The organism is Devosia sp., assembly GCF_036676215.1.
Lineage (GTDB): Bacteria > Pseudomonadota > Alphaproteobacteria > Rhizobiales > Devosiaceae > Devosia.
This window is the reverse complement of the sequence record NZ_JAKFDJ010000018.1, coordinates 24,261-43,602: the sequence shown is the minus strand read 5'-3', so window position 1 is coordinate 43,602 and position 19,342 is coordinate 24,261. Positions and strand designations below refer to the sequence as shown.

The 19,342-nt window shown below is 64.5% G+C and carries 18 protein-coding genes; 10 read left to right on the top strand and 8 right to left on the bottom strand.

The window, feature by feature from the left end; genetic code table 11:
• Positions 1-17 precede the first annotated feature (17 nt).
• Entirely contained in the window at positions 18-1,226 is a 1,209-nt protein-coding gene (metZ, locus tag V6M52_RS01480; RefSeq protein ID WP_332687386.1) for an O-succinylhomoserine sulfhydrylase, read from the top strand.
• A gap of 161 nt (positions 1,227-1,387) precedes the next feature.
• A complete protein-coding gene (locus V6M52_RS01475; protein WP_332698707.1) occupies positions 1,388-2,191 on the top strand; it encodes a transporter substrate-binding domain-containing protein in 804 nt (267 codons plus the stop codon).
• Here V6M52_RS01475 and V6M52_RS01470 read toward each other — a convergent pair.
• Entirely contained in the window at positions 2,188-2,601 is a 414-nt protein-coding gene (locus V6M52_RS01470; protein WP_332687384.1) for a tellurite resistance TerB family protein, read from the bottom strand. The genes V6M52_RS01475 and V6M52_RS01470 overlap by 4 nt on opposite strands.
• 155 nt (positions 2,602-2,756) lie before the next feature.
• On the opposite strand from V6M52_RS01470, the gene V6M52_RS01465 reads away from it, so the two are divergent.
• On the top strand, positions 2,757-4,367 hold the full coding sequence (locus V6M52_RS01465) for a lysine--tRNA ligase (protein ID WP_332698704.1): 1,611 nt from the start codon (positions 2,757-2,759) through the stop codon (positions 4,365-4,367).
• On the opposite strand, the gene aac(6') is transcribed toward V6M52_RS01465, so the two are convergent.
• Both aac(6') and V6M52_RS01455 read right to left on the bottom strand, forming a co-directional pair.
• Complete coding sequence (gene aac(6'), locus V6M52_RS01460) at positions 4,364-4,810, bottom strand: aminoglycoside 6'-N-acetyltransferase (RefSeq protein ID WP_442881800.1); 447 nt, start codon at positions 4,808-4,810, stop codon at positions 4,364-4,366. The two genes, V6M52_RS01465 and aac(6'), sit on opposite strands and share 4 nt — an antisense overlap.
• A 2-nt stretch (positions 4,811-4,812) precedes the next feature.
• Positions 4,813-5,454: a S24 family peptidase gene (locus V6M52_RS01455; protein WP_332698698.1), complete on the bottom strand. Its 642-nt coding sequence runs from the start codon at positions 5,452-5,454 to the stop codon at positions 4,813-4,815.
• 134 nt (positions 5,455-5,588) lie between these two features.
• Here V6M52_RS01455 and V6M52_RS01450 point away from each other — a divergent pair, with 134 nt between their 5' ends.
• Both V6M52_RS01450 and V6M52_RS01445 read left to right on the top strand, forming a co-directional pair.
• Positions 5,589-5,945 (top strand): DUF952 domain-containing protein, encoded by a 357-nt coding sequence (locus tag V6M52_RS01450; protein ID WP_332698696.1) that lies wholly within the window; start codon positions 5,589-5,591, stop codon positions 5,943-5,945.
• Positions 5,942-7,054 carry a quinone-dependent dihydroorotate dehydrogenase gene (locus tag V6M52_RS01445; RefSeq protein WP_332698693.1) on the top strand — a complete coding sequence of 371 codons (1,113 nt, stop codon included), beginning with the start codon at positions 5,942-5,944 and terminating at the stop codon, positions 7,052-7,054. Before V6M52_RS01450 ends, V6M52_RS01445 begins: the two co-directional genes overlap by 4 nt.
• Here V6M52_RS01445 and V6M52_RS01440 read toward each other — a convergent pair.
• Positions 7,051-7,722, bottom strand: coding sequence for a response regulator transcription factor (locus V6M52_RS01440; protein ID WP_332687378.1), 672 nt, complete (start codon positions 7,720-7,722; stop codon positions 7,051-7,053). The genes V6M52_RS01445 and V6M52_RS01440 overlap by 4 nt on opposite strands.
• Positions 7,723-7,930: 208 nt before the next feature.
• Between V6M52_RS01440 and V6M52_RS01435 the strand changes: the two genes are divergently transcribed.
• The 3 genes from V6M52_RS01435 to V6M52_RS01425 all read left to right on the top strand — a co-directional run bounded on the left by V6M52_RS01435 (position 7,931) and on the right by V6M52_RS01425 (position 13,284).
• Positions 7,931-11,452, top strand: coding sequence for a peptidoglycan-binding protein (locus tag V6M52_RS01435; protein ID WP_332698690.1), 3,522 nt, complete (start codon positions 7,931-7,933; stop codon positions 11,450-11,452).
• Between the two features lie 147 nt (positions 11,453-11,599).
• Complete coding sequence (locus V6M52_RS01430; RefSeq protein ID WP_332698687.1) at positions 11,600-12,526, top strand: sulfite exporter TauE/SafE family protein; 927 nt, start codon at positions 11,600-11,602, stop codon at positions 12,524-12,526.
• A gap of 35 nt (positions 12,527-12,561) precedes the next feature.
• Entirely contained in the window at positions 12,562-13,284 is a 723-nt protein-coding gene (locus tag V6M52_RS01425) for a TIGR02186 family protein (protein WP_332687840.1), read from the top strand.
• Here V6M52_RS01425 and pdeM read toward each other — a convergent pair.
• A complete protein-coding gene (gene pdeM, locus V6M52_RS01420; protein WP_332698642.1) occupies positions 13,281-13,988 on the bottom strand; it encodes a ligase-associated DNA damage response endonuclease PdeM in 708 nt (235 codons plus the stop codon). The two genes, V6M52_RS01425 and pdeM, sit on opposite strands and share 4 nt — an antisense overlap.
• Positions 13,989-14,050: 62 nt before the next feature.
• Positions 14,051-16,543: a ligase-associated DNA damage response DEXH box helicase gene (locus V6M52_RS01415; RefSeq protein WP_332698639.1), complete on the bottom strand. Its 2,493-nt coding sequence runs from the start codon at positions 16,541-16,543 to the stop codon at positions 14,051-14,053.
• 216 nt (positions 16,544-16,759) lie between these two features.
• Between V6M52_RS01415 and V6M52_RS01410 the strand changes: the two genes are divergently transcribed.
• On the top strand, positions 16,760-17,050 hold the full coding sequence (locus V6M52_RS01410) for a DUF6460 domain-containing protein (protein ID WP_332698636.1): 291 nt from the start codon (positions 16,760-16,762) through the stop codon (positions 17,048-17,050).
• Positions 17,050-17,724, top strand: coding sequence for a nucleoside/nucleotide kinase family protein (locus V6M52_RS01405; protein ID WP_332687844.1), 675 nt, complete (start codon positions 17,050-17,052; stop codon positions 17,722-17,724). The genes V6M52_RS01410 and V6M52_RS01405 overlap by 1 nt, the downstream gene beginning before the upstream one ends.
• Before the next feature lie 58 nt (positions 17,725-17,782).
• On the opposite strand, the gene V6M52_RS01400 is transcribed toward V6M52_RS01405, so the two are convergent.
• Together V6M52_RS01400 and V6M52_RS01395 are read right to left on the bottom strand one after the other, a co-directional pair.
• On the bottom strand, positions 17,783-18,979 hold the full coding sequence (locus V6M52_RS01400; protein ID WP_332698812.1) for an RNA polymerase sigma factor: 1,197 nt from the start codon (positions 18,977-18,979) through the stop codon (positions 17,783-17,785).
• Positions 18,980-18,984: 5 nt separating this feature from the next.
• The gene (locus tag V6M52_RS01395) at positions 18,985-19,326 is read right to left on the bottom strand and encodes a YciI family protein (RefSeq protein ID WP_332698633.1); all 342 of its coding nucleotides are present in this window, start codon (positions 19,324-19,326) and stop codon (positions 18,985-18,987) included.
• Positions 19,327-19,342 lie beyond the last annotated feature (16 nt).

Here is a 19,342-nt window from a genome sequence, read left to right as displayed (position 1 = left end):
TGTTTGAAAGCGTGACGATGTCCAAGGCGAACAACCCCCTCAGCGATCCGAAAAATCTCTCGGCCGACACCCAGCTCGTGCATGGCGGGGGCAAGCGCACGCCGTTCAATGAGACCAGCGAAGCGCTGTTCCTCAATTCGGGATATTCCTATCCCAGTTCCGAGCATGCCGAACTGTTGTTCCAGGGCAAGGTCCCCGGCGGACACAATTACTCCCGCTTCGCCAACCCCAACTACGATATGTTCCAGGATCGCATGGCGCTGCTCGAAGGCGCCGAAGCGGCTCGTGCTTTCGCGACCGGCATGGCCGCCGTCACCAATGCGATCATGAGCCAGGTGCGGGCGGGCGACCACATTGTTGCCGCCCAGGCGCTGTTCGGCGGCTGTCGCTATGTGGTGGAAGATTACGCACCGCGCTTCGGCGTCGCCTCCACCCTGGTCGATGGCCGCGACCCGGCCAATTTCGCCGCCGCCATGCAGCCCAATACCAAGGTCGTGTTCATCGAAACGCCGACCAATCCGACCCTGGAACTGGTGGACATCAAGGCCGTTGCCGACATTGCTCACGCCCATGGCGCCAAGCTCATCGTCGACAATGTGTTCAGCACGGCGCTCTACCAGAAGCCGCTCGAACTGGGCGCCGACCTCGTGACCTATTCTGCCACCAAGCATATCGACGGGCAGGGCAGGGTGATGGGCGGCATCGTGCTGGGTTCGAAGGCGCTCATCGAAGGCGATGTCCATACCTTCCTGCGCCATACCGGCGCGACGCTGTCGCCCTTCAATGCGTGGGTGCTGACCAAGGGGCTGGAGACCTATGCCCTGCGCGTGCGGCAGATGACCGATAGTGCCGAAAAGATCGCCAATGCCCTGGCGTCGCATCCCAAGATCGAGCGGGTGATCTATCCGCACCACCCCAGCCACCCGCAATATGAGCTGGCCAAGCGACAGATGCTGCGCGGCTCGACGCTGCTGGCACTCGACGTCAAGGGCGGGCAGAAAGGCGCGTTCGCGCTGTCCGATGCGCTGGCCGTTATCCTGATTTCCAACAACCTGGGCGACGCCAAGTCGCTCATCACCCATCCGCGTACCACCACGCATCAGCGGCTGACCGAGGAAGTGCGGCTCGAAACCGGCGTCACGCCCGGCCTCCTGCGCCTGTCGGTGGGGCTGGAAGATGCCGACGACCTCATTGCCGATCTGATGTATGGGCTGGATCAGGTTTGATGAGCGATTGCCCAAGATCGACGCGCAGCTTTCTTGGTTCCACCCCACCCTCGTTCCCTCCCCATCGAGGGGAGGGATGCGCAAGTGGTGCACTCTCGGCTCCATCGTCTCCCTCCCCCTTGTGGGGAGGGATCAAGGGTGGGGGTAGGGTCTGGCGCTGCATGGCGGGCCTCGCCCTTGCGCTAGCCCTCCTCGCCACGCCCGCCTTGGCCCAGTCGCTCCCCCACCATTCTGATCCAACGGCCCGCGAAGTCCTGCCCAGCCTCAATGCCGTGCCGGCTATCCGCTTCCTCACCACGGCCGACTTTCCGCCGTTCAATTTCCGCGATGCGGGGGGTGAACTGATCGGCTTCAATATCGATCTGGCCAAGCGCATCTGCGCCGAGGTCAACGTCGCCTGCACCATCCAGGCCTGGCCCTGGGAACAGGCCGCCAACGCATTGGCCGACAATCAGGGTGACGCCCTGATCGCAGGGCTTGCCATGTCGGGGGAGACGGGCGAGCAGTTCGATTTTTCTGCGACCTATCTGGCGCTGCCTGGTCGCTTCGTGACCCGCGCCGCCGATATCGGCACCTTCGACGCCAACTCGCTGGCGGGCAGGACCGTGGCGGTGCGTACCGGCAGCACGCATGAGACCTTCCTCACCCGCTACCTGCCCGAGGCGACGATTGTGCGCTTTGACAGCGAGATTGACGCGCTCGTGGCCCTCAGGGAGGGCGGCGCCGATGTCTTCTTCGGCGACGCCATGCGCGCCTCGTTCTGGCTCAACGAGAATCTGAGCTGCTGCGGCTTTGCCGGCGAACCCTATTTCCGCCCGCAGCTATTTGGCGAAGGGCTGGCCGTTGCCGTCCCCGCCGGCAACGACGCGGTGCGCCACGCCATCGATTGGGCATTGATCAAGCTGCAGGATAATGGCGCGCTGGACGAACTCTACCTGCGCTGGTTCCCCGTCGGGTTTTACTAGACCGGCATGCGCCGGTGGCGGGCACGGGCGGCCGCCTCGATAGCGGCAGTGGTCAGCCGGTCAAGATCGAGCTTGTCGCGCAGCATTTCGAGGAACCGCAGTTCCTCCTGTTCGAGATAAAGATCGACCGAGGCGATTTCCACGGCGACCGCATAGGCGGTGTCCTGCAACTTCTTGGGCAACACGGCGATGGCGTCGTCCATCACCTGATCCAGCCCGCCGGGGCCATTGAGCTTGTCGGCGCATGCATTGGCAACGGCCGTCAGCCGGTTCTTGTCAAAGCCCTCGAACACCGGCAACCGCCCGATCAGGGACTGGATGCGCACAAGCTCCTTTTCCGTCATGGCGCTGTCGGACGAGGCGGCGACGATCATCAGGTGGATGAGGGCGTCATGGGCGGTATTGGGCATCAGGCATTCCCGGTCTGGCTTTGCATCGATAGCTAGGCGTGTCTCGGCGCGTTGGCAAGCGCCTGCGACACGCGTTGCTTTGCACGCCCGACGTTGACGCAGGCGCCTTGGGATGCAACACACCCGGCACTCCTCCATCCTGAAAGGCTACACCCTTGTCGCCCGCCCCGTTGCCCGTTCTCGACCCCGCGTTCTTCGACGCTGCCCAGACTGCCCGTGCCTGGCCGTTTGAGGAGGCCCGCAAACTGGTCGCGCGCATCGAGAAATCGGGCAAGGGTGAAGCCCTGTTCGAGACCGGCTATGGCCCTTCGGGCCTGCCCCATATCGGCACTTTCGGCGAAGTGGCCCGCACCACCATGGTGCGCACGGCCTTCCGGCTGCTGACGCGCGACCAGGTCCCGACCCGGCTGATCTGTTTTTCGGACGATCTCGACGGCATGCGCAAGATCCCGGACAACGTGCCCTCCAAGGAGGCCATGGAGCCGCATCTGCAGAAGCCGCTCACTTCCGTACCCGACCCGTGGACCAATGAGTTCAACAGCTTCGGCGACCACAACAACGCCATGCTGCGCCGGTTCCTCGACACTTTCGGCTTTGACTACGAGTTCGCCAGCGCCACCGATTACTACCGGTCGGGCAAGTTCGACGCCGTACTGCGCCGCGCCGCGGAGCGCTACGACGACATCATGAAGGTGATGCTGCCCACGCTCGGCGCCGAGCGTCAGGCAACCTACAGCCCCTTCCTGCCGATCTCCCCGATTTCCGGCCGCGTGCTCTATGTGCCGATGAAGGAAGTCGACGCCGCCAATGGCACCATCACCTTCACCGACGAGGACGGGCGCGATACTACCGTCCCGGTCACCGGCGGCCATGTGAAGATGCAGTGGAAGCCGGACTTTGGCATGCGCTGGGCGGCGCTGGGCGTCGATTTCGAGATGTTCGGCAAGGATCACCAGACCAATGCGCCGATCTATGATCGCATCTGCGAAATCCTCGGCGGCAAGGCGCCCGAGCACTATGTCTATGAGCTCTTCCTCGATTCCGAGGGCCAGAAGATCTCCAAGTCCAAGGGCAATGGCCTGACCATCGACGAATGGCTGACCTATGCCAGCAATGACAGTCTGGGACTCTACATGTTCCAGAAGCCACGCACGGCCAAGCGTCTGCATTTCGATGTCATTCCACGCGCCGTCGATGAATATTACAGCTTCATCGCCGCCTATCAGGCCCAGGATGTCGCCGCACGCCTCGAGAACCCGGTATTCCACGTCCACTATGGCGCCGTGCCGAACCCGGACGTGCCGGTGAGCTTCGCCCTCCTGCTCAATCTGGTCGCCACGGCCAATGCCGAGGACACCAAGGTGCTCTGGGGCTTCATCTCGCGCTATCTCAAGGGCGCCACCGCCCAGAACCATCCCGAGATCGACCGTCTGGCCGGCTATGCCGTTCGTTACTTCAATGACAAGGTCAAGCCGTTCAAGGTCTATCGCGCCCCCACCGATCAGGAACGTGCGGCCCTGCAGGATCTGTACGACCAGCTCGCCGGCCACGAAGGCTCTACCGATGGCGGCGCGCTGCAGGACCTGGTCTATGCGATCGGCAACGCCCACAAGTTCGAGCCCCTGCGTGACTGGTTCAAGGCCATCTACCAGGTGTTGCTGGGCGACGATCAAGGCCCGCGTTTCGGCTCCTTCATCGCCCTGTTCGGCGTGGCCGAAACCCGCAAGCTGATCGCGGATGCCTTGGCTGGCAAGCTGCTGGCCTAGGACAGAATCTTGCGGAAATAAACGACGCGCTGGGTTTCCACGAAGCCGAGCGCGTCGTGCATCTGCAGGCTGTCCGCATTGTCGATCGCCGTGTCGGAAGCAAGTTCGGCGCAGCCCTGCTGGCGCGCCCAGTTCTGCACTGCAGCCACCAAGGCCCGGGCCACGCCACGCCGGCGCGCGGACGGTATCACGTAGATGCCTTCGAGGAAGGCCACGGGCGACGTATCGCAGCCATTGACATGGTCATGCCGCAGGCTTGCCTCGGCAAAGCCGACGGTATCACCTGTTTCGTTGCGGGCGATCAGGTTCACAGTGTCACCGGGATCGGCCAGCAGGCGAGCAATGTCGTCAGCATGTGTGCCGGTATCTCCGCCAGCCGGCCACAGTGCCTGGCGCAGAACTGTCCAGGCCTTTGCGTCGGCGACAGTGGCGCGGGCGATGATGGTCACTGGCTCGCCCAGATGATCCGCGCGATCCACTCGACATCCACCAGATCGAAGATGCGCGGCGCATAGGCCGGATTGAGGGAATGCAGTTCGATCTGCTTGCCGGTCTGGCGGAACAGGATCTTGGCCATCACCTCGCCGTCGCGGGTCTTGACCACGACGCGATCCCCGCGCCGCACCTGTTCGGTGGGTGAGACCACGATACGATCGCCCTCGCGATAGAGCGGCTCCATGGAATCGCCCTGCACTTCGAGGGCATAGATGCCCCCTTCGCCCGGCGAAGGCAGGTCGATCTCGTCCCAGCCTTGACCCGCGGGAAAGCCTGCGCTGTCGAAGAAGCCGCCCGTACCCGCCTGGGCCAGGCCAAGCAGGGGAACAGTGCGGTTGGGTTGGTTGTCGTTGAGCTGCAAAAAGGCGCCGCTGCCGGTGAGGAAGGAATCAAAGTTCTCTCCGGTAGCCTCCAGAATCTTGGAGATGCTCTCGGTCGAGGGCCAGCGCTCCCGGCCATCCTTGCTGATACGTTTGGAGACGTTGAAGGCGGTCGCATCGAGGCCGGCAAGCTTGGCCAGGGCCGACACCGAGTGGCCATGGCGACGCGCGAGAGCGTCGATCCCGTCCCAGATGGCTCTGTGTGACAGCATGGCAGAAGTCCTGATGCAGGAAATATATCTTATTTCCGGAATTAAGTCCTATTACTACCGCTGCTCTTCAGCCTTGTAAAGTCCCGGGTCGCTCCGGCTTGCAGCGCCGTCACAGCGCCATTAGGTTCGCGCGCATGAGCACCCAACAATTCGTCTACAAGATCGCCACTGAAGCCGTTTTCGGTCCCGCCCGCGGCACGGAGGAATTTGCCGGCATGCCGATCGACGCGATCGACGGCTACATGCATTTTTCGACTGCTGAACAGCTGCGCGAGACGCTCCGGCTGCATTTTGCCGGTCAGGATGGGCTGGTGCTGCTCGCTGTGCGTTGTGCCGATCTGGGCAACCGGCTGGTCTGGGAGCCATCGCGGGGTGGCGCGTTCTTTCCCCACCTTTACGGCGGGCCGCTGCCAAACGCCGCTATTGCCTGGGAGGCTCCGCTCAGCGTTGCCGCTGATGGTTCCTGCACCTTGCCCGAGGCCGTCCGATGATCTTCTCCGCGCTCTCTCCGCTGCTGCGCATTCCAGCGCTGTCTGGTCTCACGCGAGAGGCTCTGCTCAAGATGGACCCTGAGACGGCCCATGGCGCGACCATTACGGCCCTTCGCCTTGGCCTTGCTCCCGAGCAGACCCATGCCGATGGCGCAGAGCTGCGGACCACACTCTGCGGCCTGGATCTTTCAAACCCGATCGGCATGGCCGCGGGCTTCGACAAGAATGCCGAAGTGGCGCGCCCGCTGGCGCGGATGGGCTTTGGCATGGTCGAAATCGGCACCGTCACGCCCCGCCCGCAGGTCGGCAATCCCAAACCGCGCCTGTTCCGCGTCGCCTCGGCCGAAGGCGTCATCAACCGCATGGGCTTCAACAATGAAGGGCATGACGCCGTCTTCGCCCGCCTCAAGGGACAGCGCATATCTGCGGCGCTTGGGGTCAATATTGGCGCCAACAAGGACAGTTCGGACTTCGTCGCCGACTATGTGCTGGGCGTAAAACGTTTTGCCGACCTGGCCGACTATCTGACGGTCAATGTCTCCTCGCCCAATACGCCGGGCCTGCGCAATCTCCAGGCGGACGAGGCCCTGCGGCGCCTGCTGGGCGAAGTCCTCGCCGCCCGCGCCAAGGCAAAGACGCGTGTGCCCGTCTTCCTCAAGATCGCGCCAGACCTCGATGAGGCAGCGCTCTATGCTATTGCCGCCGTGGTGCTGTCGACCGATCTCGATGGGCTGATCATCTCCAACACCACCATCACCCGCGATGCGGTGGCCGGTCTCGAAAATGCCGAGGAAACCGGTGGTCTGTCGGGCAAGCCGTTGTTCGACCTTTCGACGCAACGCCTGGCACAGATGCGCCAGCGCGTCGGCGCGCTGCCAATCATCGGTGTCGGGGGCATCCACTCGCCGCAGTCGGCACTGGCAAAGATCGAGGCTGGCGCCAATGCCATCCAGCTCTATTCGGCGATGGTATTCGGCGGCCTCGATCTGCTTGATCGTCTCAAGCGAGGCCTGGTTGCCGCCATCCGCGCCCAGGGCAAGACCAATATCGGCGAACTGGTTGGCGTCGATACCGATGCTTGGGCTTCGGGCCGTGGCCGGATCGGCTAGGCCTTCTCCGCGCCGGTCGAGAACAGTGCCTCGAACTGGCCATCCTCGATGCGCGCCGCTGCTATCACCGCCTGAGTGCGGCTGTCGACATCGAGCTTTTGCAGAATGGCGGAGACATGTGCCTTGACGGTCGCCTCCGAGATGGAGAGCTCATAGGCGATCTGCTTGTTCATCAGCCCGTCGCTGAGCATCATCAGCACACGGACCTGCTGCGGCGTCAGCGTCGATAGGCGCCGCATCAGCGCGGTATGGGCATCGTCACCGCCCAGCGTCGTGCCTTCGGGCACGAATACCTCGCCCGAGAGCACCATTTCAATGGCGCGGCGGATCTCGGTGGGACCCACCGATTTGTGAAGATAGCCGGCTGCGCCCAGCTCAAACGCCCGGCGAACCACGGTACTGTCCTCGACCGCAGAGATGATCATCACCGGAATGTCGGGATATTGTGCGCGCAGCAGTAGCAGCCCTGAAAAGCCCCTGACGCCTGGCATATTGAGATCGAGCAACACCAGGTCGCAGTCCCGGTCGGCCTCGAGAGCCGCGCTGAGACTGGCGAGGTCCCCTGCCTCCTCGACGCTCACCGTGGCGTCACCGCCCGCCAGTGTCTGCCGCAGGGCTGCCCGGAACAGCGGATGGTCGTCGACGATGATGATGCGGCGGCGGGTCATGTGACTCGAGGCTCCTCGTGGCGCGGTCCCGGGAACGTGAGCCCCCGATTCGACCGCTTCTTGTGCCCACACAATCAGGTCAGCGGGCCCTTTGCTCTTGCATATTGCGGCAATACTTAACGGGTTCTTTACCATGTTTTCCCAAGAGTGACCGTCATACCTTCGTGTTGAATCGCGAGGGGTCCGCCTTCTATGACAGGGACTGACAATGGCCCGCGCCTACCCAAACCCGGATATGTCCGACCCGGCTCATGAGCCGCAGCCGGGTGAGTGGCAGGCCCTGCGGGGTGAACTGGTCGCCCTGCTCGACCAGGTCGAGGGGCGCTATTCCCGTATTGAACCGTCCGAACCCGAACTCACCGGCATAACCCGTCGCGTCCGCAATTTGCGTGACCAGGTCGTGGGCCCCGAGCCGGCAGTGCGTCGTCGCGAGGCGCTGCGTATGGTCAAGCGCGCAGTGGACCGCTTCAGCGAGCGCGATGAAGCGGCGCTGGACGATGACCATGACCCCCTGAGCAGCGCCATCGCCGAAATCCGCGGTCGCCAGGTGTCGGCGCCTGCCGCCGCGCTTGGCCATCGTGCTCGTGACATGCCCGAATTCCGTCAGCTGAGTTCCCTGGTGAGCGGGCTCTCGGGCCGGCTTGAGCATCTCGAAGACGAGCTGAGGTCCCAGCGCGCCAGCAATGGCAGCGTGAACGAGGTCGCCAGTCAGGTCGAACAGCTGACCCATGTCGTGGAACTGCTGGCGGGCGCCGTGGGCGAAACCGGGCAGGTCAAGCGTCTGGAATCCCAGATCGGTGCCCTTGCGGCGCTGATCGAAGAAGGGTCAAGGGTTGACCTCTCGGCGATCAACCAGCGCCTGGACGATGTTTCCACCACCGTCGGCAAACTGGCCGAACTGCAGGCCGAGCAGATGGAGCGCGAGATTTCGCGCGACACCAACAAGAGCGACGGGCTGGCTCCGGCCATGCACGCGATCGAAAAGAACGTCCGCAACGTCTACGACCGTATCGACTCCATCGAGAAGAACGTCACCTTATCGTCGGGGGATTTCGAGCGCCTCACCGCAGAGATGGCTGCCTTCACCCAAACGATGCGTGACCGCGAAGCCGCGCCCGACAAGCTGATGGCCAAGGTTGACGCCCTGGCGTCGCGGATCGGTGGCCTCGACGCCTCCAATGGCGATGTCGTCGGCCTCAAGCAGGATATTGCTGCCCTGCGCGATGCGGTCATGGCCGGCATGGAGCCGCGGTTCCTGCGCATCGAGAGTCAGATCGAGGCGCTTTCCGGTCGCATGGCGCCAGGCGACAACGCCCAGGTTGAAAACCAGCTCAAGCAGCTCATGCAGCGCATGGATGAGACCGGCACCCAGCTCAACGGTCTCGCCAAACTCTATTCCAACCAGTCCGACCCGGCGGATCTGGAGGCCATGGCTACCCTGGTTGCCGAACGCACCAGCGATGCGGTGACCCGCAAGGCGCCGGCGCCGGTGGCCATGTTTGGCCCCGATAGCCTCAAGAGCATCGAAGACCGGCTGACCGGCCTGATCAAGTCGGCGGGCAAGACGCCGGATTACGAGACTCTCGCGGCCATGGTGGCTGAGCGGACGTCCGAAGCGATGGCTAAGTCGGCATCGCCCGCGCGCGCCGGCGGCATTAGCGACGAAAGCATGGGCGCGCTCGAAAAGCGCATGGCCGCCCTGTTCAATACCGCCGGCAAGGATACCGCCGAACGCCTGACGCGGCTTGAGGCGGCATTGGCGGGTCGCAAGGATACTGCCGAACCGGCAATCTTGGCCCGCCCGGCCACCACCACGGCACCATCGGCACCGAGCGAAGAAACCTCGGCCGAGGAGCGCACCCGGTTTGACGCGATGCTGTCGGCCCTCTCCGGGCCACGCTCTTCGGCCAAGAGCGATCGCATGCCGGCCAATCCGGTCGATGATGCACCGCTGATCGACCCTGGCTTCAAGCACAGTGGCCCGGTTCGGGCCGCACTGGACGCCAAGGTCGGGGTTCACGCCAAGCCACCCGTCGCCGAACCAACGACGGCTGCCCGTCCTGTATTCGATCCCGGTACTGCCGAGCGTCCGCCCCCGCCACAGTCGAGCTTTGCCAAGACCGGGCCCGACCCCTTTGTGCCATCGGCACAGGTTGCGGCGCCGGTGGTCGATGCACCCCTCAGCCAGAACGGCACCAGTACGTTCGTTGCCGCCGCCCGCCGCGCCCAGCGCGCGCGCCAGGATGCCTCGGCTCCCGCCGCTGCCGGCAGCAATTCGTTGATCAGCCGCGCTCTGGCACGCGTCATGCCCGGCCAGTCCCCCATGTCACCGGCAGGGGAAACAGCGGCGGCACGGTCCGTCTCCACCTCGAAGCCCGAAAGGTCGGTCAAACCGGTCCGGGAAAAGAAGGCCAGCAAGGCCGAGGCTCCAGCCGTAGCGCCCGTCTTCGGACCCGACGCGGACGCACCTGCCCAACAGCAGAGCTTCCTTACCCGGCATCGTCGTCCACTGCTGCTTGCCGCGACGCTGGTCGCCGTCTCCATGCTGGCTCTCAACCTGGTGATCCAGCGCATGGGGCCGGACAGTCCGCAGCCAGCGCCGGCTGAAGCCGCCGTGGATGCAACCTCCGACGATGTGTCCTTCGTCCGGCCCGAGCCGCGCGTCATCGACATGATCGACAACACCGCCACTGGCTCCATCAATCCGGGCGAAGCAATGAGCTTCACCAAGCCGGTTGCCACCACGCCGATGCCCCGGACCTTGTTGGCAACATCGACGGCGCCGGCCGCAGCCGTTCCGGTTGACCTCCCCACCGAGACCGCGCCGGAGACTACCGGCAGCATTCCCGTCGCCGCCGCGGCCAGTCCCGAGACCTTCGCGATGCCGGCTGAAGCTGTTGGCCCGCTCGAACTGCGCCAGGCGGCCGCCAATGGCGACCCTCGCGCTCAGTTCGAAATCGGCGCCATCTACACCGAAGGCCGCGCCGTCACCCAGGATTATGCCGAGGCCGCCAAATGGTATGAGCGTGCCGCTGCCCAGGGCTTTGTTCCGGCCCAGTATCGGCTGGGCAATCTCTATGAAGCCGGGCAGGGCGTCGACAAGGACATCGAGATTGCCAAGCTCTGGTATCAGCGGGGTGCCGAGGCCGGCAACCGCATGGCCATGCACAATCTGGCGGCGCTCTATGCCGGCGGCCTGCTGGGCGAACAGGAGTTCGAAACTGCGGCCGAATGGTTCGCGCAGGCCGCAGCGCGCGGCATGACCGACAGCCAGTTCAATCTCGGCATGCTCTATGCCCGTGGCCTGGGCGTGCAGCAGGACTTCGAGCAATCCTACAAGTGGTTCTCCCTCGCCGCTGGCAATGGCGATGCCGATGCCGGTGAGGCGCGCGACGACATTGCCAAATCGCTGACCGCCGAGGCCGTCAGCCGTGTCACCGATGAAATCGCAGTGTGGAAGGCCGAGCCGCTCAATCTCGCCGCCAATTTTGCCCCGCTGGGCACTTGGTCCACCAGTTTCGATCCAGGCGAAGTCATCACCACCAAGGATGTCGTGGCCAAGGTGCAAATGGCCCTCGGCAAGCTCGGTTTCGATGTGGGCGTGCCAGATGGCCTGGCCGGTCCCAAGACGGTTGAGGCCATCAAGGCCTTTGAACGCAGCACCGGCATGACGGAAAGCGGCGCGATCAATCCACGCCTGCTGGCTGTCCTCGGCAGCCAGCCCGTCTGACACCAAACTGTCGTTTGACACCGCTGGGGCGCGGTCCTAAAGCCCAATCATCAAGGTTCTCGCCGCCAGGCGGGAGCCTTTGACCTATTGTTGACGTACGATCCTGTAAGCTCGTGCGGCGTAGCGTTTTCTTGAACGGATCCGGTCTTGCAGGTCTATCTGCCGATCGCTGAAATGTCGGTAAACCTCTTCTTTCTCGTGGGGATCGGAGGGGCCGTCGGCTTTCTGTCCGGACTGTTCGGCGTCGGCGGCGGCTTTCTGCTGACCCCCTTGCTGATTTTCTCCGGCGTGCCGGCGCCCGTCGCCGTTGCTTCCGTCACCGGGCAGGTCGTGGCCGCGTCCACTTCCGGCGCGCTCGCGCACTACCGGCGGGGTGCCATCGATCTGCATCTGGCGCTCTATCTGGTTCTGTCGGGCGTTATCGGTGCCTTCGGCGGTGTCGCGGCCTTTGCCCTGCTGCGCGATGCCGGCCAGCTCGATCTGGTGATCTCGCTCGGTTTCCTGGTGCTGCTCGGCTTCGTGGGCACCCTGATGCTGATCGAATCCACCCGCGCCATCCTCAAGCAGCGCCAGGGCATCGTGGTGCGCGAGCGCCTGCCCAATCAGCACAACTGGATTCACGGCCTGCCCATGCGGGTGCGGTTCAAGAAATCGCGGCTCTATATCAGCGTCCTGCCCGTGCTGATCATTGGGCTGTTCATCGGTTTTGTGGGGTCGCTGCTGGGTATTGGCGGCGGCTTCATCATGGTGCCCGCGCTGGTTTACCTGCTGCGTGTGCCCGGCAATGTCGTCATCGGCACCTCACTGGCCCAGGTGGTGGCGATGATGGCCGCGACGACCATCCTGCATGCCGTGCAGAGCCAGAGCGTCGATATCCTGCTGGCCTTCTGCCTCATGGTCGGTGGCACCGCCGGCGCCCAGTTCGGCGCCTCGGCTGGGAAGTATTTGCGCGGCGAGCAATTGCGCGGGCTGCTGGCCTTGCTGGTGCTGGCCGTGGCGATCCGCTTTGGCCTTTCGCTGGTGCTGACGCCCGCCGACCCGTTCACCATGGCCGTACTGGGGGGCAGTCAGTGAGATTTCTTGCCCTTTGCTTGCTTCTTGCTTGCGGAATGCTGGTTCCGGCCCAGGCCGCGCGGCTGATCTCCCAGGTCTCCAACGAGACCATCGAGATCACCTCGAGCTTCGATGGCGAGCGGATGAACTTCTTCGGCTCCATCGTGCCCGATGCCGGCGCCGAGGAAAAATTCGTTGCTGGCCCATTCCATGTCGTCGTTGTGGTTCTGGGGCCAACCCAGAACCGCGTGGCGCGACAGAAGACCAGAAACTTCGGCATCTGGATCAATACCGGTCAGGTCGAGTTCTCGAACTTCCCGAGCTATTTCCAGGTGCTCTCGAGCGGTCGGCTGGCCGATATCACCGACATCACAACGCTGACCACCAACTACATCCTGCCGGAGGCCCATACCCTGGTGGCCAACAGTGGCGACTGGTGGAAGAGCGCCATCTTCGGCCGCCAACTGGTGCGCCTGATGACGGAGGAAGGTCTGTTCGGCGTGCAGGAGAACGGCGTCAACTTCCTCGCCGACAACTTCTATTCGGCTCGGCTGACCTTGCCCAGTAATGCCCCGCCCGGTCCCTATCTGGCACTGACCTATGTCTTCAGGGACGGCGAGATCATCGCGCGCAAGTCCGAGGGTTTTGCCGTGCGCAAGATCGGCTTCGAGCGTTTCCTGGCGCTCTCGGCGGTGCAGCAACCGCTGCTCTATGGCCTGGTCTGCGTCGTCCTGGCGCTGTTCACCGGCTGGCTCGGCGGCGTGATCTTCAAGCGCTAGCCTCTGACCAACCGCTTCGGACTCACCGGATAAGTGCGGTCCTTTCCCAGCATGGTCACCTCCAGCCCCGACCAGTGAAACAGCCCGAAAAAGGCTGGCGACAGGATATTGATCGAGCCGGTCGAGGCGCCATAGGCCGGCAGGATGAGCAGTCGGTTGTCATGCACGAAGCAGGGCCGCCGCGTCGATCGTCCCTCGAAATAGATATGTGCCGCCGGATGCAGATGCCCAGCCACGAGGCCGGTCGCGCCACGCCGCGGCTCATGCGTCAGCGTCAGCCCGCCCAGCGCCACCTGGCTCAGGCATTGCCCGCCCAGCGCATGCGGCCGCGGGTCATGATTGCCCGAAAGCCAGAGCCATTCGGCAATACCAGTCATGGTGTCGAGCCGCGCCCGGTCCGCCTCGCTCAGCGTCGTCGTGCCCTCGTCGCGGTGGAAGCTGTCGCCGAGCGACACCAGCCGCTGCGCCCCGGTGCGGCGGATATCGGCTTCCAGCCGCGCCAGGGTCATGCCCGTGTCGTAGGGCGGCAGCATCTGCCCGCGCCGGGCGAAGCTGCTCATCTTTTCGAGATGCAGGTCCGCCACCAGCAGCGTTTGCTGGGCGTGCCAGAACAGCGCGCCGGAGGGCAGGGGTTCGAAATTCTGGCCGGCAAAGCGCAAGATCGGCGTCTCCGTGATCTCGGCTTGATATAGGACCTGGCTCAACTTTGCCCCTGCCATTCGAGCGCAGCTCTTATGGCCTTCTCGCGTTCGCTCCATCGGAGCGATTACCCCGCGGAACCGCTCAAGGCTTCCCGCATCAATTCATCTGCAGCATCAGCCATAGCCGATTCGCGGCCTTCCCCGAAAATCGGCTCCCGGCCTATGTCGAGCATGACCGGCACCGCGAGCGGGGATATCCTCTCCAGCGGCTGATGCACGATATGGCTGCGGATGCGGGCCAGCATGTCGCCCAGCCGCTCGATGTCGAGCAGCCCCCGCGCAGCGTCTCGCCGTGTCGCCTGGATCAGGATGTGGTCCGGCTCGTGCTGGTAGAGCACGTCATAGATCAGGTCGCTGCTCATGGTGATCTGCCTTCCGGTCTTCTCCTTGCCCGGGTGGCGGCGCTCGATCAGCCCGGCAATGATGGCGCAGTTGCGGAAGGTGCGCTTCATCAGCGCTGATTCATCGAGCCAGGCTTCGAGATCATCGCCCAGCATATCCTCGGAGAACAGCTCATCCAGCGACAGCCGCTCGGTTCGGATCAGTGCGGACAAATCGCCCAATCCCCAGATGGCGAGCGCATATTCGGAGGCGACGAAGCCGAGCGGGCGGGCCCGCGCTCGTTCCAGCCGCCGCGTCAGCAGCATGCCCAGCGTCTGGTGCGCCAGCCGGCCTTCGAACGGGTAGCAGACCATGTAGTTCTGCGCACCGCGCGGAAATGTTTCCACCAACAGGCTGTCGCGTTTTGGCAGCACCGAAATGTCGCGCTGCAGCCGAAGCCAGTCGCTGACCTGGTCAGGCAGCACGCCCCAACTGGCCGGCGTATCCAGCATCTTGCGCACCCGCTCGGCCAGATAGGTCGAGAGCGGGAATTTGCCGCCCATATAGCTGGGGATTTTGGGATTGGTTGCCTGCGCCCGGGAGACGAAGGCCTCGTTGTCGCGCATGCCTTCGAACGCCACGATTTCGCCGCCGAACATGAAGGTGTCGCCGACCAGCAGCGTACCGAAGAAATACTCCTCCATCTCGCCCAACACCCGGCCACCGGCGCCCACCGGACTGTTGCTCTGCCCCTTCTTGAGCCCGCGCGAGCGGATCAGCCGCACCCGCACCATCGGCTCCTCGATGATCGTGCCGATATTGAGCCGGTATTGCTGCGCCACCTGTGGATTGGCGACGCGCCATTTGCCGTCCTCGGTGGGCTTGAGCCGCGCATAGCGCTCATAGGCCTTGAGCGCATAGCCGCCGGTGGCGACGAATTCGAGCACACGGTCGAACTGGCCCCGCGGCAGGTCGCGATAGGGCCAGGCACGCCGGATCTCGTCATAGAGATCGTCCGCCGCAAACGGCGCCGCACAGGCCATGCCCAAAATGTGCTGCGCCAGCACGTCATAGCCGCCCGATACTGGGTCCTCGCTGTCCTGGTGGCTTTCCGCCACTGCCTCCAGCGCCGCCTCGCATTCGAGCACCTCGAAGCGGTTGGACGGCACCAGCAGCGCCTTGGACGGCTCGTCGAGCCGGTGATTGGCGCGGCCGATACGCTGCAGCATGCGCGACGACCCCTTGGGTGCTCCCACCTGCACCACCAGGTCCACATCGCCCCAGTCGATGCCCAGGTCGAGTGTCGAGGTGCAAACCACCGCCTTGAGATTGCCCGCCACCATGGCGCCTTCAACCTTGCGCCGCTGCTCCACCGAGAGCGACCCGTGATGCAGCGCGATCGGCAGCATGTCGTCATTGACCGCCCATAGTCCCTGGAACAGCATCTCGGCCTGGCTGCGCGTGTTGACGAAGAGCAGTGTCGTCTTGTGCCGCTTGATGGTCTCGTAGAGGTCGCGATGCGCATAATTGGCCGAGTGGCCGGCCCAGGGCAGGCGCTGTTCGGTCTCAAGGATCGACAAAACCGGCGGGGCGCCGCCCGATGCAGTGAGCAAATGCGTCACCCGCTGGGGCACCGGCCGGGCGATCCAGTCGCGCAGCAGGTCCGGCCGCGCCACGGTGGCGCTGAGGGCGGTGATCTGCACATCCGGCCCCAGCCGCGCAATGCGGGCCAGCGCCAGCGACAGCAATTCTCCGCGCTTGGAGGTCACCAGCGCATGCAACTCGTCGAGCACGATGCGGCGCAGCGAGCCGAAGAACAGGTCGGCATGTGGATGGCTGATGAGGAGGCACAGCTGTTCCGGCGTGGTCAGCAGGATATGCGGCGGCTTGGCACGCTGCCGCGCCCGCTTGCTTGCCGGTGTGTCGCCGGTGCGGGTTTCGGCATTGATCTTGAGGCCCATCTCGAGGATCGGCGCATTGAGATTGCGCTGCACGTCCACAGCCAGCGCCTTGAGCGGCGAGATGTAGAGTGTGTGCAGGCCCTCGAACTGGCCATCTACCAGGTCGGTCAGCGTCGGCAGGAAGCCTGCCAGCGTCTTGCCCGCCCCGGTCGGGGCGATCAACAGCGCCGATGCGCCCGCCTGCCAGCTTTCCAGCACATCCAGCTGGTGTTGCCGCGGCGCCCAGCCCTTGCGGGCGAACCAGTCGGTGATGATGGGGGGAAGGGGCGTGGTCACCGGCACCCCCACCTAACCTCCCCCTGGAAGGGGGAGGAATCGGTCCGGTGCGGCGCCCCTGATCGTGCCAATGCCTCGATGCAGCTCCTCCCCCTCTCAGGGGGAGGCTGGGAGGGGGTGGCGGTCACGCGCAAATGTGGCAAGTCACACCTTCTGCAAATCACATTCGACCCTATATGATCCCCCAGCCACCACAAACAGGTGCGGAGACCTGCCATGACCGATCAACCCCAGACCGAGACGCCGCGTTCCCCGGCCCAGCGCTTCTTCGGCGGCCACCCGATCAATGTCCTGATCAAGCTGGCTTTCGTCTCGCTGCTGGTCGGCTTTGTCATGAGCGTCTTCGGCGTTAACGTGCAGGGCTTGGTGCGGGGCGCCATCGATCTGGTGCGCGAGGCCCTGCGTGATGGCGCGGGCCTGTTCCGCAACATTGGCGGCTACATCCTCACCGGTGCCGCCATCGTCGTGCCGGTCTGGCTGGTGCTGCGCCTTTCCAAGGGGCGCTGATGGTTCCCGAACGCCTTCGTCTCTCGCCGCAGGCGGCCCTGTCGCGGCTGGTTCCACACATCCTTGAGATGACCAGCAACGCGCAAGGCCAGCGCATTGCCATCGGCCTGGCCGGTGGCCCCGGCACCGGCAAGTCGACGCTCGCCGCCGAACTGGTGACCATGCTTAATGCGACCCATCCCGGCAGCACGGCACTGGTGCCCATGGATGGCTTCCACATGAAGCATGCCAAGATCGAGGCCATGGGCCAGGTCGACTACAAGGGTGCCCCGCACACTTTCGAGGGCGCCGAGTTCGTCAGCTTTCTCCACCACCTCAAGGCGGCAAAGGAGCCGGTCAGCGGCCCGGGCTATTCCCGCAAGATCGAGGATACCGTCGAGAACGCCTTCACCATACAGCCCGAGGTGCGCGTCCTGATCGTCGAGGGCAACTACCTCTTGCTCACGGAAGGTCCCTGGGCCGGGGTCAAAGCAGCACTCGACTATGCGGTCTTCGTCGATGTGCCGCGCGATATCGTCAAGGCCCGCCTGCTCAAGCGCCATGGCGAGGAGGGGTTGTTCTCCGAGGAACGCAACCGCGCCCATATCGAACGCAACGACCTGCCAAACTACGATCTGGTCTGCCTGTCGCAGGACCGCGCCGACGTGGTGATCGAGATGGATGTGGAGCGGTAGCTTCTTCTTCTCCCTCGGAGAGAAGGGTAAGCCGGCGTCGTGATTTTCGCGTAACTGCCTACAACGCCCGCAACCGCCGCTCGATGAATCGTCGCTCCGCCGGCTGCGTGGTCAGCGCCAATGCGGCTTCATAGGCCGCGCGTGCCTCATCCATCCGCCCCAGCCGCCGCAACAGATCAGCGCGGGCGGCGTGCCACAGGCGATAGTCGCCCAACGCCGTCTCCAACCCGTCCACCAGTTTGAGCCCGATCTCCGCCCCATCGCGCATGGCTATGGCCACCGCACGATTGAGTTCGACGATGGGCGACGGATCGACCCGCATCAGCAGGTCGTAGAAGGTCACGATCCGCGGCCAGTCGCTTCCGGCGCTGCCATGGGCCGCCGCAATGGCCGCCTGGATCGAGTAGAGGCTGAACCGCCCGCCCAGCACCTGGCGCACCAGGGCCTGCCCTTCGGCGATTTGCGCCTGGTTCCACAACGTGCGGTCCTGCTCGTCGAGCGGCACGATCTCCCCACCCACCACGCGGGCGGCCCGCCGCGCATCGTGCAGCAGCATCAGTGCCAGCAGCCCCGTCACCTCGGGCTCCTCGATCAGCGTGGCCAGCCGCCGCGCCAGCCTTATCGCCTCGGCGCAAAGATCAGTCCGCAGCGCGCTGGTGCCCGACGAGGCGAGGTAGCCCTCGTTGAACACCAGATAGATCACCTGCAACACCGCTTCGATGCGCTCCGCAAGCTCTTCCGGCCCCGGCACCACATAGGGAATGCCTGCGTCACGTATCTTGGCCTTGGCCCGCACGATGCGCTGCGCAATCGTCACCGGTTTGGTGAGATAGGCCGCGGCGATTTCCTCGGTCGTCAGCCCGCAGATTTCGCGCAGGGTCAGCGCCACCTGCGCATCGGGCGACAGCGCCGGATGGCAACAGGTGAAGATCAGTCGCAACTGGTCGTCGGCAATGGCCGGCATGTCCTCGTCATCGGGCAGGGCCGCCAGCTCGATCTGCTGGGCCAGCTGGTCGGCGGCCCTGTCGAAGCGCACATCCCGGCGGATGCGGTCGATGGCCTTGAAGCGCCCGGCAGAGACCAGCCAGGCCCGCGGATTGGCGGGTATCCCCTTGTCGGGCCAGCTGGCAAGCGCGGCGAGCCAGGCATCGTGCAGCGCCTCCTCGGCCCGGTCGAACCCGCCCAGCAAGCGAATGAGCGTCGCCAGTACCCGTGGCGCCTCGGCGCGATAGACCGCCTCGATGCTGGCGTGGATACCGCTCACATCACCGGCCGCACTTCGACACAGCCGACGCGGGCCAGGGGGATATTGGCGCCGATGCGCATGGCCTCGTTGAGGTCCGCCGCCTCGATGAGGATGAAGCCGGCCACCTGTTCCTTGAGCTCGGCGAAGGGCCCGTCGGTGGCACTCATCTTGCCCTGGCGCATCCGCACCGTGGTGGCGGTATCGGGCGACATCAGCGCCTCGGCTGCGATGAAATGGCCCTGCCGCTGCAGTTCCTGGTCGTATTCCGCGGAATCCTTGACCAGTTGCGCCCATTCGGCGGGAGGTAGGGTGTCGGGCAGGGTGTTGTCGAAGCAGACGAGGCAGAGATACTTCATGTCGGATCCTCCGGTT

What these genes read in the sequence shown, in the direction of transcription:
- V6M52_RS01455 (WP_332698698.1), bottom strand. Translation starts at nt 5,454, where the DNA reads ATGCTGTCACACAGAGCCATCTGGGACGGGATCGACGCTCTCGCGCGT.
- V6M52_RS01410 (WP_332698636.1), top strand. Translation starts at nt 16,760, where the DNA reads ATGACCGATCAACCCCAGACCGAGACGCCGCGTTCCCCGGCCCAGCGC.
- V6M52_RS01435 (WP_332698690.1), top strand. Translation starts at nt 7,931, where the DNA reads ATGGCCCGCGCCTACCCAAACCCGGATATGTCCGACCCGGCTCATGAG.
- metZ (WP_332687386.1), top strand. Translation starts at nt 18, where the DNA reads ATGTCCAAGGCGAACAACCCCCTCAGCGATCCGAAAAATCTCTCGGCC.
- V6M52_RS01440 (WP_332687378.1), bottom strand. Translation starts at nt 7,722, where the DNA reads ATGACCCGCCGCCGCATCATCATCGTCGACGACCATCCGCTGTTCCGG.
- V6M52_RS01450 (WP_332698696.1), top strand. Translation starts at nt 5,589, where the DNA reads ATGAGCACCCAACAATTCGTCTACAAGATCGCCACTGAAGCCGTTTTC.
- V6M52_RS01425 (WP_332687840.1), top strand. Translation starts at nt 12,562, where the DNA reads ATGCTGGTTCCGGCCCAGGCCGCGCGGCTGATCTCCCAGGTCTCCAAC.
- V6M52_RS01445 (WP_332698693.1), top strand. Translation starts at nt 5,942, where the DNA reads ATGATCTTCTCCGCGCTCTCTCCGCTGCTGCGCATTCCAGCGCTGTCT.
- V6M52_RS01395 (WP_332698633.1), bottom strand. Translation starts at nt 19,326, where the DNA reads ATGAAGTATCTCTGCCTCGTCTGCTTCGACAACACCCTGCCCGACACC.
- V6M52_RS01470 (WP_332687384.1), bottom strand. Translation starts at nt 2,601, where the DNA reads ATGCCCAATACCGCCCATGACGCCCTCATCCACCTGATGATCGTCGCC.
- V6M52_RS01475 (WP_332698707.1), top strand. Translation starts at nt 1,388, where the DNA reads ATGGCGGGCCTCGCCCTTGCGCTAGCCCTCCTCGCCACGCCCGCCTTG.
- V6M52_RS01405 (WP_332687844.1), top strand. Translation starts at nt 17,050, where the DNA reads ATGGTTCCCGAACGCCTTCGTCTCTCGCCGCAGGCGGCCCTGTCGCGG.